At 70.6% G+C, this 17,042-nt stretch carries 20 protein-coding genes and 1 tRNA gene; 10 read left to right on the top strand and 11 right to left on the bottom strand.

Annotation, left to right across the window (positions count from 1 at the left end):
• Positions 1-129 precede the first annotated feature (129 nt).
• The gene (locus CF8_RS00200) at positions 130-1,128 is read left to right on the top strand and encodes a class I SAM-dependent methyltransferase (RefSeq protein ID WP_010831128.1); all 999 of its coding nucleotides are present in this window, start codon (positions 130-132) and stop codon (positions 1,126-1,128) included.
• A 16-nt stretch (positions 1,129-1,144) separates the two neighbouring features.
• Here the strand turns inward: CF8_RS00200 and CF8_RS00195 are convergent, their stop codons facing one another.
• Complete coding sequence (locus CF8_RS00195) at positions 1,145-2,536, bottom strand: MFS transporter (RefSeq protein ID WP_036489894.1); 1,392 nt, start codon at positions 2,534-2,536, stop codon at positions 1,145-1,147.
• A 26-nt stretch (positions 2,537-2,562) separates the two neighbouring features.
• On the opposite strand from CF8_RS00195, the gene CF8_RS00190 reads away from it, so the two are divergent.
• Positions 2,563-3,459 (top strand): hypothetical protein, encoded by an 897-nt coding sequence (locus CF8_RS00190; RefSeq protein ID WP_010831126.1) that lies wholly within the window; start codon positions 2,563-2,565, stop codon positions 3,457-3,459.
• Here CF8_RS00190 and CF8_RS00185 read toward each other — a convergent pair.
• The 4 genes from CF8_RS00185 to CF8_RS00170 form a co-directional block, all read right to left on the bottom strand.
• Positions 3,456-4,040, bottom strand: a complete 585-nt coding sequence (locus tag CF8_RS00185) for a TetR family transcriptional regulator (RefSeq protein WP_010831125.1) — start codon at positions 4,038-4,040, stop codon at positions 3,456-3,458. The genes CF8_RS00190 and CF8_RS00185 overlap by 4 nt on opposite strands.
• A gap of 25 nt (positions 4,041-4,065) precedes the next feature.
• Positions 4,066-4,257, bottom strand: a complete 192-nt coding sequence (locus tag CF8_RS00180) for a ferredoxin (protein WP_036489893.1) — start codon at positions 4,255-4,257, stop codon at positions 4,066-4,068.
• Positions 4,257-5,771, bottom strand: a complete 1,515-nt coding sequence (locus tag CF8_RS23580; protein ID WP_010831124.1) for a fatty acid desaturase — start codon at positions 5,769-5,771, stop codon at positions 4,257-4,259. The genes CF8_RS00180 and CF8_RS23580 overlap by 1 nt, the downstream gene beginning before the upstream one ends.
• Positions 5,772-5,853: 82 nt before the next feature.
• The gene (locus CF8_RS00170; RefSeq protein ID WP_010831123.1) at positions 5,854-6,627 is read right to left on the bottom strand and encodes a maleylpyruvate isomerase family mycothiol-dependent enzyme; all 774 of its coding nucleotides are present in this window, start codon (positions 6,625-6,627) and stop codon (positions 5,854-5,856) included.
• Here CF8_RS00170 and CF8_RS00165 point away from each other — a divergent pair.
• The gene (locus tag CF8_RS00165) at positions 6,626-7,288 is read left to right on the top strand and encodes a dienelactone hydrolase family protein (RefSeq protein WP_084622729.1); all 663 of its coding nucleotides are present in this window, start codon (positions 6,626-6,628) and stop codon (positions 7,286-7,288) included. The two genes, CF8_RS00170 and CF8_RS00165, sit on opposite strands and share 2 nt — an antisense overlap.
• A gap of 33 nt (positions 7,289-7,321) precedes the next feature.
• Positions 7,322-8,077, top strand: a complete 756-nt coding sequence (gene ppgK, locus CF8_RS00160) for a polyphosphate--glucose phosphotransferase (protein WP_010831121.1) — start codon at positions 7,322-7,324, stop codon at positions 8,075-8,077.
• 6 nt (positions 8,078-8,083) lie between these two features.
• Here the strand turns inward: ppgK and CF8_RS00155 are convergent, their stop codons facing one another.
• Positions 8,084-8,326 carry a hypothetical protein gene (locus tag CF8_RS00155; protein WP_156887110.1) on the bottom strand — a complete coding sequence of 81 codons (243 nt, stop codon included), beginning with the start codon at positions 8,324-8,326 and terminating at the stop codon, positions 8,084-8,086.
• A gap of 139 nt (positions 8,327-8,465) precedes the next feature.
• Positions 8,466-10,046 (bottom strand): MFS transporter, encoded by a 1,581-nt coding sequence (locus tag CF8_RS00150; RefSeq protein WP_010831119.1) that lies wholly within the window; start codon positions 10,044-10,046, stop codon positions 8,466-8,468.
• Positions 10,047-10,212: 166 nt separating this feature from the next.
• On the opposite strand from CF8_RS00150, the gene CF8_RS00145 reads away from it, so the two are divergent.
• Entirely contained in the window at positions 10,213-10,413 is a 201-nt protein-coding gene (locus CF8_RS00145) for a hypothetical protein (protein ID WP_036489891.1), read from the top strand.
• Positions 10,414-10,496: 83 nt separating this feature from the next.
• Here CF8_RS00145 and CF8_RS00140 read toward each other — a convergent pair whose 3' ends face one another.
• Positions 10,497-11,876, bottom strand: a complete 1,380-nt coding sequence (locus tag CF8_RS00140) for an NAD-dependent malic enzyme (protein ID WP_010831118.1) — start codon at positions 11,874-11,876, stop codon at positions 10,497-10,499.
• A 55-nt stretch (positions 11,877-11,931) separates the two neighbouring features.
• Here CF8_RS00140 and CF8_RS00135 point away from each other — a divergent pair, with 55 nt between their 5' ends.
• The gene (locus CF8_RS00135; protein WP_010831117.1) at positions 11,932-12,222 is read left to right on the top strand and encodes a GNAT family N-acetyltransferase; all 291 of its coding nucleotides are present in this window, start codon (positions 11,932-11,934) and stop codon (positions 12,220-12,222) included.
• On the opposite strand, the gene CF8_RS00130 is transcribed toward CF8_RS00135, so the two are convergent.
• Positions 12,223-12,699, bottom strand: coding sequence for a glutathione peroxidase (locus CF8_RS00130; RefSeq protein ID WP_010831116.1), 477 nt, complete (start codon positions 12,697-12,699; stop codon positions 12,223-12,225).
• A 35-nt stretch (positions 12,700-12,734) separates the two neighbouring features.
• Entirely contained in the window at positions 12,735-13,373 is a 639-nt protein-coding gene (locus CF8_RS00125) for a nitroreductase family protein (protein WP_010831115.1), read from the bottom strand.
• Between the two features lie 91 nt (positions 13,374-13,464).
• Between CF8_RS00125 and CF8_RS00120 the strand changes: the two genes are divergently transcribed.
• Complete coding sequence (locus CF8_RS00120; protein WP_010831114.1) at positions 13,465-14,547, top strand: hypothetical protein; 1,083 nt, start codon at positions 13,465-13,467, stop codon at positions 14,545-14,547.
• Positions 14,548-14,597: 50 nt separating this feature from the next.
• Here CF8_RS00120 and CF8_RS00115 read toward each other — a convergent pair.
• Positions 14,598-14,680: transfer RNA gene (locus tag CF8_RS00115), tRNA-Leu, on the bottom strand.
• A gap of 225 nt (positions 14,681-14,905) precedes the next feature.
• On the opposite strand from CF8_RS00115, the gene CF8_RS22225 reads away from it, so the two are divergent.
• From CF8_RS22225 to CF8_RS00100, 3 genes are all read left to right on the top strand, one after another.
• Entirely contained in the window at positions 14,906-15,598 is a 693-nt protein-coding gene (locus CF8_RS22225; RefSeq protein WP_010831113.1) for an FhaA domain-containing protein, read from the top strand.
• A gap of 3 nt (positions 15,599-15,601) precedes the next feature.
• Positions 15,602-16,075: an FHA domain-containing protein FhaB/FipA gene (locus CF8_RS00105; RefSeq protein ID WP_010831112.1), complete on the top strand. Its 474-nt coding sequence runs from the start codon at positions 15,602-15,604 to the stop codon at positions 16,073-16,075.
• A gap of 5 nt (positions 16,076-16,080) precedes the next feature.
• A partial coding sequence (locus CF8_RS00100; protein WP_051204076.1) for a PP2C family protein-serine/threonine phosphatase occupies positions 16,081-17,042 on the top strand: 962 nt, incomplete at its 3' end.

The raw sequence follows: 17,042 nt of genomic DNA, 5'->3' as shown, positions 1-17,042 counted from the left end.
CTGGTGCTCGACCTCGGCTGCGGTCGCGGCGAGCTCCTCGAAGTGGTGGGCACAGCGGGCATCGAGGCCTTCGGCCAGCTGCACCGATCAGCCCGACTAGAGTCGCGGCAAATAACCTGAGGAGTCACGATGTCGGACACATCCGCTTGCCAATTCTGCACCAGCACCAGTGCCGCTGGGCCGGTCGAGGTCGCGGAGATGATGTTCGGCTGGGACGAGCGTTTCACCTACGTCACGTGCTCCAGTTGCGGCAGCGTCTCGCAGGTCGACGTCCCCGACGACCTGGGCCGCTACTACCCGCAGGACTACTACTCCGTCGACGTCGATCCCGCGCACGCCCTGGGACGACCGGGGGTGCGGCAGTTCGCCGGACAGGTCGCCCAATCGGTCCTCTTCGGATCATCGCGTCGGGCATCGGCCGCGCAGCGGGTCGTTCGGATGCGCCAGTTCTACAGCTATGTCTCGGTCCTGCACAGCATCGCCGCCGCGGGCCTTCCCCTGGGCAAGCAGACGCGGGTCCTCGATGTCGGTTGCGGATCGGGGATCATGATCTACGCCCTCGCCCTTGCCGGCGTTCGCAAACCCGTCGGGGTGGACCCGTTCGCCCCCGCCGACCGGCATTTCGACAACGGCGCCCAGCTCTTGCGCCGGGACCTCGCCGACGTCGAGGACACCTTCGACCTGATCATGTTCCACCACAGCCTCGAGCACGTCCCCGATCCTGCGACCAGCCTCAAGCTGGCCATGACCAAGCTCGCTCCCGGGGGCCAGATCCTGGTTCGGATGCCGACGGTGTCTAGTGAGGCCTACGAGATCTACGGCGCCGACTACTACGGCCTGGACGCGCCCCGGCACGTGTCGATCCCATCGCGAGCCGGCGTCGATGCACTGGCCGAGCGGGTCGGACTCCGCGTCGTGAAGACGCGCGACGACTCCACGGCGTCGCAGTTCTGGGCGAGCGAGCAGGTGCGACGAGGCATCCCGCTCATGGCGCCGAACAGCCACATGGTCTCCGAGGCGGACTCGCCCTTCAGCAAGGCCGAGATCGCTGCTTGGGCCAAGCGGTCACTCGAGCTCAACGAGTCATCGCGCGGTGACCAGTCGGCCTGGGTCCTCGAACGCGTCTGACCCACGTCGGGCCGGTTCAGTCCGGTAGCCGCTTCGGGATCGTCAGCCAGGACACGACGCCCCCGAGCGCGAGCAGCGCAGCACACGCCAGCATGGCGTTCGGGTACGCCGCTGCGAAGACGCGCGGATCGGCGTACTCGTCCCCGGACAACCCGACCGCGGTCGGCAGGGCCGCGACGGCCATCAGGGAGCCGGCGCGTGCGACGGCGTTGTTGATCCCGCTGGCGATGCCGGCCTTGTCATCGGGGGCCGCGGCCAGCACCGTGGCGGTCAGCGGGGCGACCATCAGCGCCAGCCCGAGGCCGAAGACGGTGACCCCGGGGAGGATGTGCAGCCAGTAGCTGGACTGCGCGTCGACGCCCACGACGAGGATCGTGCCGAGCGCCATCACCAGCGGTCCGACACTCATCGGGATCCGCGGGCCGATGCGGGTGCCGAGCGCTCCCCCCTTCGCCGCCAGGAAGAGCATGCACAGGGTGATCGGCATGGTCGCCAGGCCGGCCTCGAGCGCGCTGTAGCCGGTGACGGTCTGCAGCTGCAGGACGAGGAAGAACGACATCGCGCCGAGGGCCGCGTAGACCAGGAGGGTCATCGCGTTGGAGGCACTGAAGGTGCGGTCGCGGTAGAGGCCCAGCGGCATCATCGGCTGGGGCTCGCTGCGCTCCAGGAGCAGGAACGCGACGGCGGCGATCAGCCCCGCTGCCCCGGCCCACACCGCGCCGCCGCTGCCCCAGTCGATGAGGGCGTAGGTGACGCCGCCCAGCGCCAGCGAGGCGAGCACCGCTCCCATCACGTCGAAGGTGCCGGTCGCCGTCGGGTCGCGGGTCTCCGGCACCGAGCGCCAGGCGATCACGACGGTCACGACCGCGATCGGGAGGTTGATCAGGAATATCCAGCGCCACGACGCGTGGTCGACGAGCACGCCGCCGACGAAGGGACCGATGGCCGCAGCCACGCCACCCAGGCCCGACCACGCACCGATGGCCCGGGCGCGGTCCCCGGGCACGAACGCACCCTGGATCATCGCCAGGCTGCCCGGCGTCAGCAGCGCACCACCCACCCCCTGCAGGATCCGGGCCACGATCAGGGTCTCCGCGTTGGGCGCCAGACCGCACAGGGCGCTCGCGAGCGCGAACCAGGTAGTGCCGACGACGAACATCCGGCGGCGGCCCAGCCGGTCGCCGAGCGACCCGCCGAGCAGGATCAGCGCGGCCAGCGAGACGAGGTAGCCGTTGTTGATCCACTGCAGCTGGGCGAGGGACGCATCGAGGTCCTCACCGATGGTGCGCAGTGCGACGTTGACCACACTGCCGTCGAGCCAGGTCATGCCGGAGCCGAGCACAGCGGCCGCGATGACGGCCCGGCCGCCCGCCGTACCCATCCGTTGGCCCGCGGGCGCCGAAGTCATCACGTGCTTGAGAATAGAATGAATCCGTGACTCGCCCCCGCCCGCTCGAGGCCAGACTCGCGGAGCATGTCGAGAAGCTCGGCGCCGAGCACCCCCCGATCGATCTCGCCAGCGTCGACTACACCGTCCGCGACCCCGAGACCTTCTCCGCACGGTTCGGCCACGTCCTCGACTACATGGCGCGCGTCGAGCTCGAGGTCGACCGCAACGTGCTCGAGCTGATGACGATGCTGCCCGACCCGCCGGAGGTCGACCGCCGGTTCTACGCCGACGTCTGGCAGCCGCAGGAGATCCGGCACGGCCTGATCCTCGACGAGCTGCAGACGCGCATCGGCCGGCCGCCTGCGTCCCCCGACACCGACTCGGTCTCGGCGAAGATCAAGGTGCTCGGCGCACTGGGGCGCATCGACAAGCTCCAGGACGTCACCCGGATGCTCTACTACCTCACCGGCCTGGCCACCGAGCGCTCCGCGGTGCTGGCCTACAACCTGCTCCACGACGGTGTCCGCGAGCTCGGCGAGACCGCGGTCAGCGACACCATCGTCGCGCCGATCCGCCGCCAGGAGCCGGGCCACTACGCCTTCTACAAGATGTCCGCGCAGGGCCTCGCCACGCAACTGGCTCCCTGGCAGCGTTGGCTCGTACGCCGCCTGCGCACCATCTCCTTCTCGCCGGTCGGCGTCAACAACCCCGAGCAGCTCGCCGACTTCGGTGACCTGATGCTCACGCTCGGCATCCCCGACGACCTGGACAGCTTCGCCGAGTCGATCGCCCGGGTCGAGCGTGAGCTGCTCTGGGCGCAGGAGAAGGGCCTGCGGGTGCCGCCCTACATCGTGGCCGGCTTCCGCGCGGCCGTCGAGGCTGCGCAGGCCCGGTCGGGCGAGCGGACCCTGGAACCCCGCGTGGAACGCCGCAGCGCCTAGCCCTCGAGGACGCGGCGGGCGACGAAGCCGAGGCTGGCGGCGGTGCGGGCCGGGGTGCCGCTGGGCTGCATGACGTGGCTGAGGACGACCCGGACGACCATGTCGATGGCCCCGTCGAGCTCGCGCTCCGTCAGGTCCGGGCGGTAGGCGCCGACGCGCTCGCCGACCACGGCCTTGGCCAGCTCGAGCAGCTGGGTGGAGTGCGTGGTCAGCAACGGCAGCAGCTCGGTGTCGGCGCCGTGCGTCGCCGAGACCACCGCGCGCAGCAGCGTGTTGTCCTGGGCGAGCTCCAGCACGCCCAGGATCGCCGCCTCCACCGCCTCGGGGAGGTCGTCGGGGTGGGTGTCGAAGGCATGCGTGACGACGGCCAGGAAGTTCTCGAGCTCGGCGAGGATCATCGCCTCGGCGAGCGCGTTCTTGGTGCCGATCTCGTTGTAGACCGTCTGCCGACTGACGCCGACCGACTGAGCCAGCCGCGACATCGTCACGTGGGCCCAGCCCTCGGTGGTCGTCATCTCGACGGCAGCCGCCACCATGCGCTGACGCAGCGTCGCAACCTCGAGACCACTCGGAACGGCCATGCGGAGAAGTGTAGGGACCGCCAGGTCAGTCAACGAGACTCAGTGCCTGCACCGGACAGGAGGCCACCGCCGCGGCGACCTCCTTGCGGTCAGCCTCGGCCGGGTTGGCGTCGAGCACGTGCATCACCTCGTCGTCGTCGACCTCGAAGAACCGGTGGGCCATCGACTCGCACATGCCGATGCCCTCGCACGTGTCGCGGTCGACCTCGATCCTCATCACGCCACCGCCTTGCTCGGGTCGAACGGGACGAAGTCGGCCTTCTCGCGGACCCCGCAGTCGGGGCAGCACCAGTCGGCCGGGATGTCGGCCCACGCGGTGCCGGCGGCGAAGCCTTCGTGCTCGTCGCCGGCGGCGACCTCGTAGACGTAGGAGCAGCCGGGGCAGCGGGCCGCGAGCACCTCGTCGACCAGCAGACCGGGCGTCACGTCCTCACGCACGGTCGACTCCTTGGCCGGCATGTCCGTGGCGTACCGCGCGATGTACTTGTCGCGCTTGCCCGGCTGGATGTTGGCCAGGCTCACGTCGCCACCGAAGTGGTCGACGACCCGGTGGTCCATCACGCGGCGCCATACGGCCGGGACGATGGCCAGGACGATCATCCCGGCGTATCCGGTCGGCAGCACCGGCGACTCCTCGAAGTCGCGCAGCGCCTGGTAGCGCCGGGTCGGGTTGGCGTGGTGGTCGCTGTGGCGCTGCAGGTGGTAGAGCAGCACGTTGGTGGCGATGTTGTTGGAGTTCCAGCTGTGGCTGGGCAGGACCCGCTCGTATCGCTGGCGCTCACCGGTGCCGACCTTCTGGCGCAGCATGCCGTAGTGCTCCATGAAGTTGACGACCTCGAGCAGCGAGAAGCCGATGACCGCTTGGATGAGGAGGTACGGCGCGATCTCGATGCCCAGCCAGGCGATCAGCACACCCCACAGCACGAGGGTCATGACCCAGGCGTTGAGCACGTCGTTGCCGGGGCGGAACGGGTGCTGCTTCTTGCGCGCGTAGCGACGCTTCTCCAGGTGCCAGGCGGACTTCAGCGAGCCGAGGACAGTGCGCGGCCAGAACTGGTAGAAGTTCTCGCCCAGCCGGCTGCTGGCGGGGTCCTCGGGCGTCGCGACGCGGACGTGGTGGCCGCGGTTGTGCTCGATGTAGAAGTGGCCGTAGGCGACCTGCGCCAGCGCGATCTTCGAAAGCCAGCGCTCGTTGGCCTCCTTCTTGTGGCCGAGCTCGTGGGCGGTGTTGATGCCGATGCCGCCGATGCAGCCGATCGAGATCGCCAGCGCGAGCTTGTCGAGCACGGAGAGGGTCAGCGCGCCGGTGAACGCCGCCGGCAGGTTCTCCTGCGCGAACGCTGTCAGTCCGACCAGGTCGAGGACCCAGGCGATCGGGTTGTGGCCCGCCACGATCGTCATCGCGCCGACGAACCCGAGGTACTGGATCGGCAGGAAGAGGTAGGTCACCCAGCGGTAGTAGCGATCGGCCTCGAGGGCCTCGATCACGTCGTCGGGCGGGTTGGACCGGTCGAGGCCGGTCATGAGGTCGATCGCGGGGACGACGACCAGGATGACGATCGGACCCAGCCACAGCCACGCTCCCCAGCCGGTCGAGGCGTAGCCGAGGATCGCCACGAGGGCCAGGCTCGGCACCACGAGGCCGATGAGCCACAGGTAGCGCTTCGAGTCCTTCCAACCGTCGGTCGAACCCTCGGGGATCGTTCCGCTCATGGAGTCGCTGAGGCTCATTGAACTGACCTTCCTTCTGCAGAGCTGATTTACAGAACCATACGATTTGTAAACCACTCTGGCAAGGGTCTGTGCTCCTCGCTCACCAGACCACCTGGGCGCTGTCGCGCCACTCGTCCCACCCGCCGCCCGGTCCGGCGGCGGGAGTGGCCTCGTCGCTGCGGTTCCACAGCGTCAGGTAGAGCGCGACCGCAGATCCCGTGAGGTCGACGTCGGCCTCCGGTGCCGCCCCGGTGAAGCGGGTGGTGACGGGCGGGGCCGCGCTGAGCTCGACGAGCCAGCCGCCGCTCCCCTCGTCGGGTCGTACGGCGATGCGCTGCCCAGCCTCGGACCGCAGGCGTGTGACCGGGCGGGGCAGGAAGCCGCCCAACAGCTCGTCGATCCCGTCGAGGGCGACCTCGGTGCTGATCCAGGTCACGTCGCCGGCGACGGGATAGCGCCCCAGCGCGGCGGACAGCGCGTCGATCGCGTGGATGGTCGTCTCGTGGCACTGCCGCCTCGCCCAGAAGTGCCGCGGCGCGGGCGCGTCGGCCAGGAACACCAGCGTGTCGAGGTCGTCGGGGGCCTGGCTGATCGCGGTCACCACCTCGATCGCCCCGTCGCGCAGCCACTCCAGTGGGTCGGGTGCCTCCCGGCCCTCCTGCTCCCAGCGGTCCGGCGCCTGCTCGGACCCCGTCACCACCGCCGCGGCCCACCGGTGGACCATCCCCTCGTGGGCCACCAGTCGCCGTACGGTCCAGTCGGGGGTGGTGGGCACCGGCGCTGCGAGGCCGGCGCGATCGACGTACCTCACCAGCGCGAGCAGGGCCGCGCGCAGGCCCTCGAGGTGCGCGGCGAGGGTGAGCGTGGTGGGCATGCCTCCACGGTGGCAGAGGGCGCCGACATCGTCGCCTGATTTGTCGGCGCTGTCGGTGGGCCCCTCTAGCGTGCCCGACATGGTCACCGTCCTGCTCTTCCCATCCGTGCTCGGCGTGCGCGCCGGGATCACCGACACGGCCGAGCGGCTCCGCGCCGCCGGTCACGACGTGCGCGTCGTCGACGTCCTCGAGGGGCGCACCTTCGACGACACCGCGCCCGCCCTCGACCATCAGCGGTCGCTGTCCGCCGAGCATCTCCACGCCGTTGCCACGGCCGCTTTCGACGACGTCTCCGGCCCGTTCGTCACGGTCGGCTTCTCCGCTGGCTGCGCGCTCGCGGAGTGGAGCGCCGCCCAGCGACCGGGCGACGTCCGCGGCGTCGTGCTGGTCGGCGGGGCGCTCCCGATGCAGTACGTCGAGGCGAGCTGGCCGCCCGGTGTCCCGGCCCAGACCCATGCCACCCGCGACGACCCGTTCGACGACGGTCCGGAGATTGCGGCCGAGTTCCGCAGCGATGTCAAGGCCGCAGGAGGGGAAGTCGAGGTCTTCACCTACGACGGTTCGGGACACCTGTTCAACGACCCCTCGTTGCCGGCCGAGTTCCAGCCCGCCGACGCCGAGCAGCTCTATGAACGGCTCCTGGAGTTCGTGGCGCGCTGACGCTGGGCGCGCGACGTCGGGCAAGGTAGGTGCATGAGCAAGCGCAGTGAGCACCCGATCGGCATCGACTTCGGCGGCACCGGCATCAAGGCGGCCGCCGTCGACCTCGGCGCCGGCGACTTCGCCTCGGACCGCGAGAAGATCGACACGCCCAAGCCGGCCACGCCCGACGCGGTGGCCAAGGTCTTCGAGGAGCTCGTGGCCCGCTTCCCCTCGTCCGACTCCGCCATCGGTGTCACGGTGCCGGGCGTCGTCCGCCGCGGCGTCGTCCACTCGGCCGCCAACATCGACCCGGCGTGGATCGGCGCCGACGCCGACGCCATCTTCACCGCGGCGCTGGGCCGTGAGGTCCACGTCGTCAACGACGCGGACGCTGCCGGGCTGGCGGAGGTGGAGTTCGGCGCCGCGAAGGGTCAGCGCGGGCTGGTCATCGTGACGACCCTCGGGACCGGGATCGGTTCCGCCCTGATCCACAACGGCGTGCTCGTGCCCAACTCCGAGCTCGGCCACCTCGAGATCGACGGCCACGACGCGGAGTCGCGGGCGGCCAACAGCGCGCGGGAGAACGAGTCGCTCAGCTATCCCGTCTGGGCCGAGCGGCTGACGACCTACTACCGCACCGTGGAGCGGCTCTTCTCCCCCGAGCTGATCGTCGTCGGCGGCGGTGTCAGCAAGAGCTTCGACCGGTTCGGCCCGCTGATCGACATCGAGACCCCGATCGTGCCGGCGACGCTGCGCAACAAGGCGGGCATCATCGGCGCGGCGCTGGTCTCCTCGCGCGCGGGCTGAGCCTCCTCAGCCCTCGCGGGAGTGGGTCAGGCGGTCCCGCAACGACCGGTGCCCCTTGCGCTGCTGGGGTACGGCGACGGCGGGAGCCGGCCACCAGTCCATCTCCGCGAAGCCGGCCCGGTTGAAGCCCTGGCGGTAGACGTAGTTGGCGCCGCACTGGCAGACCCAGCGCGTCCCGTCCGCGAACACGGCGCCGTGCGTCGGCGCCTCCGGCGTCTCCAGGCACACGTGGACCTGATTGCTCTGCATCTGCTCTCCCCGTTCGCTGAGCTCCGACACGACCGTTCGACGCTAGTCCCGGCCACGGACCCCGTCGTCCGGCGTCGAGAAGATCCCCAGTTGTGAGTAGCCGCCCCGACCCGGCACGTCGAGTGCCGGGTCGACAGGGTCAGGCCGCGACGGGCTCGAGGTCGCGCGCGACGTCCGGCGTCGAGGTGGGTACGGCGCTCGCGCGATCGCCCAGCACCCGGCGGGCGGCGAGGGCGGTGCCGATGAGCGCGAGTCCACCGAGCACCCCGACGACGTTGTAGCCGTCGGTGAAGGCCGACTGGGCGGCGTACACGATCTGGCCGGCGAGCTCGGGCGACTGGGCAGCGGCGGCGGGGGCAGCGCTGACGCCCTCCGCGGCGGTCTCGACCGAGCCGGTGGAGGCGCCCGCCGGGAGCATGCCGGGCAGCAGTCCGCGGTAGACCGCAGTGACCAGGGTGCCGATGGTGGCGACACCGAGGGCGATGCCGAGCTCGCCGCAGGTCTCGGCCAGGGAGGCGGCCGAGCCGGCGCGCTCGGGCGGGGTGGCGCCCATGATCAGGTTCATCACCAGCGACATCGGCACGCTCACGCCACCCGCGGCCAGCACCATCGCGACGAGGTGCAGCCCCAGCGAGTCGGTGTCGAGCAGGCCGAGCAGCAGCAGCCCGGAGCCGGCGACCAGCAGCCCGCCGACGACGAGTCGCACGGTGTCGAAGCGCAGGTCGAGGCGCGGCGAGAGCAGGGTGCCGGCGAGCATCACAAGGTTCTGCGGGACCAGCCAGGCGCCGACCTGCAGCGGGGAGAGGCCCACGACGCTCTGGAGGTAGATCGCGGCGGCGTAGGACACGCCGGCCATCACGACGCCGGTGACCAGGAAGGTGGCCAGGCCGACGGTGAAGCGACGGTCCTCGAAGAGCGCGAGGTCGACGAGCGGGTCGGCCAGGCGACGCTGGCGGCGGACGAAGACGGTGCCGGCGACGGCGGCCACGACGAGACCGGCGACGGCGGTGGCGACGTGCTCGCCGCGGGCGAGCTCCTTGAGGCCGTAGACGCCGGGCAGCAGGGTCAGGAGCGAGAGCACCACCGACGCGCCGTCGGGCAGGGCGTGCCCGCCGCTGCGGGGCGAGTCGGGCAGCAGCCGCGGCGCGACGAGCACCATCAGCGCCATCACCGGCACCCCGATCAGGAACGCCGAGCCCCACCAGAAGCGCTCGAGCAGGGCGCCGCCGACGATCGGGCCGGCGGTCATCCCGCCCATGAAGCAGGCCAGCCAGATGCTGATCGCCTGCCCCATCTGCTCCGGTCGCTGGAACATGTGGCGGATCAGCGCCATCGTCGAGGGCATCAGCGTCGCGCCCGCGACCCCGAGCAGCGCCCGCGCCGCGATCAGCATCTCGGGTGTCTGTGCGTACGCCGCCAGCACGGACGTCGCACCGAACGCGACCCCGCCGACGAGCAGGAGCCGGCGGCTGCCGATGCGGTCGGCGAGACCGCCCATGGTGACGAGCAGTCCCGCGAGCAGGAAGGAGTAGATGTCCAGGATCCACAGCTGCTGAGTGCTGGTGGCGCCGAGCTCACGACTCAGCGTCGGCAACGCGACGTACAGGACGCTGACGTCGATCGAGATCAGCAGGGTGGGCAGCGTGAGGACGGCCAGGCCGATCCACTCGCGCCTCGTGGCGGCCGGGGCCTGGGTGTCCGGGGTGGTGTCGGTGCTCATCAGGTGTCCTCACCGGGTTCGTGGGTTGGTGTCACTGGTTCCACGAACGGGGTCGGGCGGATACGACAGCCCTCCGAGAAGTTTTCACCGACGACCGTGCTGGATCGTCCCCCGCCTGGTGCCGAGGATCCAGCACGGTCGGGCGGCCCAGGCGTAGCCTCCGAGGATGACCAAGCCGTTCGGGCAGGACCTCCACCAGCTGATGCAGGGCGTGCGTGCGAACGGGAAGGACGGCATCGTGATTCCGGTGCCCAAGGTGACCGCCAACGGCACGGACGGGATCAACCTCGGCGAGTCGCGCTTCGCGCCCTCGACGGAGCCGGGCCTCATGGCGCGGCTGTGGGCCCGCCTGCGCCGTACGACCTGAGGCCCTGCACGACGTCCGACGAAGCGGCTGCCCTGACCACCGGGTCGTCGGACGTCCCGCTCGACGTCCGACGAAGCGGCTGCTCAGACCTCCTTGCCGCTGATCGCGGCAGCGACGCGCTTGGCGACGTCGGGGTGGAAGACGCTGGGGATGATGAAGGAGGCGTTGAGCTCCTCGTCGCTGACGATCTTCGCGAGCGCCTCGGCGGCGCGCAGCAGCATGTCGACGGTGACGTCCTCGGCGCGGGCGTCGAGCAGTCCTCGGAAGACGCCGGGGAAGGCGAGCACGTTGTTGATCTGGTTGGGGTAGTCGGAGCGGCCGCTCGCCACGACCGCGGCGTACTTCGCGGCCGCTGCGGGGTCGACCTCCGGGTCAGGGTTGGCCAACGCGAACACGACGGAGTCGGGGGCCATGTCCGCGATCCACTCCGGGGCAAGGATGCCGGGTGCGCTCACCCCGATGAAGACGTCGGCCCCGACCAGCACCTCCTGCAGCGAACCGGTGGTCGCACGCGGGTTGGTGGCGAGCGCTAGCTCGGCCTGGGCGGGCGGCAGGGTGTCGTCCCCGGCCGCGAGCGCGCCGGCGCGGTCCACGACCACCACGTCGTGGGCCCCGGCCGCGAGCAGCAGGGTCACGATCGCCGTACCGGCCGCACCTGCGCCCGAGACCACGATACGCACGGTGGGCAGCGTCTTCTTCACGCAGCGCAGGGCATTGGTCAGCGCGGCCAGGACGACGATCGCGGTGCCGTGCTGGTCGTCGTGGAAGACCGGGATGTCGAGCGACTCGCGCAGCCGCCGCTCGATCTCGAAGCAGCGGGGGGCCGCGATGTCCTCGAGGTTGATGCCGCCGAAGCCGGGCGCGATCATCTCGACGGCGCGCACGATCTCGTCGGTGTCCTGCGAGGCCAGGCAGATCGGCCACGCGTCGATGTCGGCGAAGCGCTTGAACAGCGCGGCCTTGCCCTCCATCACCGGGAGCGCCGCGCCGGGGCCGATGTTGCCGAGCCCGAGCACCGCCGAACCGTCGGTGACGACCGCGACCGAGTTGCCCTTGATCGTCAGCCGGCGCACGTCCTCGGGGTTGTCGTGGATCGCCATCGAGACGCGGCCGACGCCGGGGGTGTAGGCCATCGAGAGGTCGTCGCGGGTGCGCAGCGGCACCTTCGACTCGACCTTGATCTTGCCGCCGATGTGGAGCAGGAAGGTGCGGTCGGAGACCTTGTGGACCTCGACACCCGCGATCCCCTCGACCGCGCGCACGAGGTCCTCGGAGTGGCCCTGGTCGGACGCCGAGCAGGTCACGTCGACGACCAGCCGGTCGTGGCGCGACTCCGCGACGTCGATCGCGGTGACGACTCCCCCGCCCTCGGCGATGGTCGTGGCAACGGTGCCGACGACCCCGTGGTCGGGCGCGGTGTGCAGCCGCATGGTGATCGAGTAGGACGAAGCTGTGGCGGCCATGGTCAAACCCTCCTCCCACGCGAGGGTTACGGGCAAGTCACCTAGGCTCGATCCCATGACGACTCCTGCCGAGATCAGCTTCCGGGACAACGCCGACGCCGGCCGCTTCGAGATCCTCGTCGGCGACGAGGTCGCCGGCTTCGCCGAGCGCACCATCGCCGACGGCGTGGCCACGATGCCGCACACCGTCGTCGAGAAGACCTACGACGGCCAGGGCCTGGGCAGCAAGCTCGCTGTCTTCGCCCTCGACTCGGTGCGCGAGCAGGGCCTCAAGGTCCGCCCGCTGTGCCCCTTCATCAAGGGCTACATCGAGCGCCACGAGCAGTACGCCGACCTGGTGGTCTGACTACAGCGCCTTCTCGATCTCCTCGGCCAGCTTGGCCGGCTCGGTCGTGGGCGAGTAGCGCGAGATCACGGTGCCGTCGCGGCCGACCAGGAACTTCGTGAAGTTCCAGTTGACCCGGCCGCCGAGCAGGCCGCCCTTCTGCTTGCGCAGCCACTTGTAGAGCGGGTGCGCGCCCTTGCCGTTGACCTCGATCTTCGCGAACAGCGGGAAGTCGACGCCGAAGTTGCGCTCGCAGAACGACGCGATCTCGTCCTCGGCCGCCGGCTCCTGGTGGCCGAACTGGTCGCACGGGAAGCCCAGGACGGTGAACCCGTCGGGGCCGTACTTGTCCTGCAGCTCCTGCAGGCCCTTGTACTGCGGTGTGAAGCCGCACTTGGAGGCGGTGTTCACGACGAGCACCACCTGACCGTCGTACGCCGACAGGTCGGTCTCGGAGCCGTCGATGGCGCGGGCAGAGAAGTCCTTGATGGTGGTCACGTCGGTCCTTCGTCGTGGCGGGGAAAGAGGATTGGTCAGGCCCAGGGCTCGAGGAACGTGCCGGCCCGCGCGATCTCGTCGAGGCCGCGTCGCTCACGCGGTCGCTCGTCGCGGGCGGCGGTGCGCTCGTCCACCGACGCGGGGTCGCCCTGGACGCCCACCGCGATGCCGGTGAGCAGCACGTGGGTGGCCGGGAGGCCGAGGTCGGCGGCGAGCGCCTCGTGGTCGAAGCCGGCGAACTGGTGGGAGTGCAGCCCCATCGACCGCGCCTGCAGGGTGAGGTGGGCGGCGGCCTGCCCCACGTCGTAGAGGGCGTAGTCGCTGTAGGCGGGCGCGTCGGCGTCGTTGCCGGTGAGCACGTGGGCGGCGGTGACGAACACCACCGAGGCGCGGGGCACCCAGCCGGAGTTGCCCCGGCTCAGGTGCGGCACCAGCCGGTCGTGGTTGGCCGAGCCACGCTCGCAGACGAAGAACACCCACGGCTGCGAGTTGCCGGCCGAGGGCGCCCACTGCGCGGCGTGCAGCAGCTGGTCGATCTCGGCGCGGGTGAGCGTGTGCGCGTCGTCGTACACGCTCGGGCTCCACCGCGACCGCAACGGCTCGGACAGGTCCTCGGCACCGGGCTGCGGGGCGCGGACGAGGACGTCGAGCGGGGCATCGAGGTCGCTGGACATGTCTCCCAGTATCCGGGGGCTGCCAACGAAGGGGTGTGCGGGCCGCTCCCCGTGGGACACCATGGTAGCCACGCCAACACCTGGGGGATCCATGACTCACCGCAAGCGCCTCAGCGCGCTCGCCCTCGTCGCCGTGCTGAGCCTCGTGCTCACCAGCTTCGTCGGCCCGCCCGCCCACGCGGGCAAGGCCAGGACCAAGGGGAAGGTCAGCTACGGCACGACCTCCTGGACGGCCGGGGCGTCCGGCTATGCGATCAAGGGCAAGGCGAGCGGCCGCAAGGGGCGCTCGGTGCGGCTGCAGGTCAAGTGGGCCGACGGCTGGCACACGATCGACAAGGTCAGGACGAAGAAGAAGGGCACGTTCTCGATCACGGGCGACCTCGACTGGTACGGCACCCACAAGCTGCGCGTCTGGCTGCCGCAGACCCGGCGTGACCGCGCCAGGGCGTTCAAGGCGAAGAAGTTCAAGATCGCGGTGCCCTGGGTCCCTCGCGGCTCGACCTCGTCCTACCTCCGGATGAGCTACGAGGGCATCAACTTCCAGTGGGACCCCTGCCGGACGATCAAGTACCGCATCAACCCCGGCTACGCCGGTGAGGGCGTCATCCCCTTCACCCAGGCCGCGGTCGAGCTGCTCGAGCGGGCGACCGGCTTCGAGACGAAGTACGTCGGCACCACCACCTCCGTGCCCGCCTCGCGCCAGCCCTACCAGAAGGGCACCGACATGGTCATCGCGTGGTCGCACCAGAGCGACTACCCCGACCTGGTGCAGGCCGTCGGCCTCGGCGGCCCCGGCGACCTCAAGCCCGCGCGGCGCAGGTCCAACAACAAGGTCGTGCTGGACATCCGGCGTCCGGGCGTGACGATGAACATGGCGTACGCCGCCACGTACCCGTTCACCTTCGACGATCCGACCACCGAGCCGATGGGGCTGGTGCTGGTCCACGAGCTGGGGCACGCGTTCGGGCTCGAGCACTTCGCGGACAACATCCAGGTCATGCACCCGGGCGACCGCCCGCCGGGGCCGACGGGCTACCACTCGACGTACGAAGCGGGCGACCTCGCCGGCTTCCGCGCCCAAGGCGCCCAGGGCGGCTGCCTCAAGCCCTACCGCAACCGGGGCCGCTGGTCCGCGATCGATCTCGACGCGATCCCGGACTTCACACGGGAGTGATGGACTGAAATGCACGAAGGCCCCGGGTGACCGGGGCCTTCGTCTATGTGTGCGCGAGGGGGGATTTGAACCCCCACGCCCTTTCGGACACTGGCACCTGAAGCCAGCGCGTCTGCCGTTCCGCCACTCGCGCAAAGAAGCGGTGCACAGGCTATCCCAAGGCCACCGGACACTCCCAATCGGACGGGGACTCCGGGCAAACCGATCCGGGGCGCGCCGCCTGCCCGAGGGTGTGGCCGCAGAGGCGGACAGTACGATCGGCGACACCTGCACGACCGCATCACCGCTACGGCCGTTGGTGTGGTGTGCCCCGGCAACACCCCTCAACACCCCTGAAACCAGAGAGGAGGCGCTGGACGTGAACGGCTTGCAACGCTTCGAGCACAAGCTGGAGCAGCTGATCTCCGGTGCCTTCGCGCGCGCCTTCCGCAGCGCCGTCCAGCCCGTCGAGATCGCCGCCGCCCTGCAGCGCGAGTGCGACAACAACGCCCAGATCCTCAGCCGCGACCGGCGCCTGGTGCCCAACACCTTCCACGTGGAGCTCTCGGCCGTCGACCTCGAGCGGCTCCAGGGCTATGACGACGCGATGGGCCGCGACCTGATCGACCAGCTCGAGGACCACGCCGACTCGCAGGGCTATGTCTTCACCGGTCCGGTCAGCGTCGACTTCGAGGCCGCCGACGACCTGACCACCGGCCGCTTCCGCATCCGCAGCCAGGCCGAGGCGCAGGTCACCGACAACGACCAGCGCACCCGCACCCGGTCGGCGCGCGCGGTCCTCGAGGTCAACGGCAGCAAGCACCCCCTGCGGGCCCCCGGCCTCGTGGTCGGGCGCGGCACCGAGGCCGACCTGCGGATCAACGACCCGGGCGTGAGCCGCCAGCACGTGGAGTTCATCGTCAACGGCGACGACCTCGAGGTCATCGACCTCGGCTCCACCAACGGCATGCTCGTCAACGGCACCAAGGTCGCGCGGGCTGCCCTGCGCGACGGCACAGAGGTCCGGATCGGTCGCACGACGATGACGGTCCGTATCGATGGAGAGGCCTGAGCCGTGTCCGAGCTGACCTTGTTCCTGATCCGCTTCGCCTACCTGGCGATCCTGTGGATCTTCGTGCTCTCGGCGGTCTCGGTGATCCGCTCCGACATGTTCGGCGCGCGCGTCCCGGAGACGGCCCGCGGCGCCGCCCCGGCGCGCGGCAAGAGCAAGACCAAGGCGCCGACCAAGCGCCGCGGCTCGCCCACCCACCTGATCGTCGTCGAGGGCGACAACACCGGCGCCCGCGCCGAGCTGGCCGACGCCCCCTTGCTGATCGGGCGCGGCAGCGACGCGGCGATCAAGCTCGACGACGACTACGTCTCCACCCGGCACGCCCGGGTGGCCGCGAGCGGTGACGAGTGGTTCGTGGAGGACCTCGGCTCCACCAACGGCACCTACGTCGGGTCGGTCCGGATCACCCAGCCCACCACCATCGGCCTGGGCATCCAGGTGCGGATCGGCAAGACCATCCTCGAGCTGCGGAAGTAGGGCCGATGACCGTCCCGGAGAAGCTCTTCCTCCAGTTCTCGGCCTACTCCGACGTCGGTCGGATCCGGAAGGACAACCAGGACTCCGGCTACGCCGGGCCGTGGCTGCTGACCGTCTGTGACGGCGTCGGCGGCGCCGTGCGTGGTGACCTGGCCTCCGCCACCGCCGTCCAGGTGCTGCGCAAGCTCGACAACGCGCCCAGCGAGGACCTCCTCGGCCAGGTGGCCGGCGCCATGCACCGCGCCAACGACCGCATCGCCGAGATCATCGACGAGGACCGGGCGCTCAACGGCACCAGCACCACCGCCTCCGTGCTGCTCTTCGACGGCGCCAAGGTCGCGGTCGGCCACCTCGGCGACAGCCGGGCCTACCTCCTGCGCGACGGCGAGCTGCGTCAGCTCACCCACGACCACACCTTCGTCCAGAGCCTGATCGACGAGGGGCGCATCACCGAGGAGCAGTCGCGGACCCACCCGCACCGCAACCTCATCCTCAAGGCCGTCGACGGCATCCGGCACGAGGAGCCCGACCTCTTCGAGCTGCCCGTCCAGGTCGGCGACCGGCTGTTCGTCTGCAGCGACGGTGCCAGCGGCTTCCTGACCGACGACCGGATGGCCGACATCCTGCGCACCGGCACCCCCGACTTCGCCGCCGTCGAGCTGGTCCGCGCCAGCCTCGAGGCGGGCAGCAGCGACAACGTCACCTGCATCGTCGCCGAGGTCGTGACCTCGGCGCCCGAGCCCGCGCTCGAGCCGCTGCTCGTCGGCGCGGCCGCCGACCTGCCGCGCCGCCTGAGCAGTGGCGGCGCCACGCGCAGCCGCGGTTTCCGCGGCCACCGCTCGGGCGACACCGGCGAGATCCCCGCGATCCGGGCCGACCTGCCCGACGACCTGCCCAGCGACGTGCACGCGATCCCCTCCGACCCGATCGACCCCGAGACCGCGCGCTACGCCCCCCGCCCGCCCGC

This window comes from Nocardioides sp. CF8 (assembly GCF_000389985.1).
In the GTDB taxonomy this organism is placed as follows: Bacteria; Actinomycetota; Actinomycetes; order Propionibacteriales; family Nocardioidaceae; genus Nocardioides; species Nocardioides allogilvus.
Note: the sequence above shows the minus strand (reverse complement) of the source record. Positions and strands in the feature narration are given on the sequence as shown.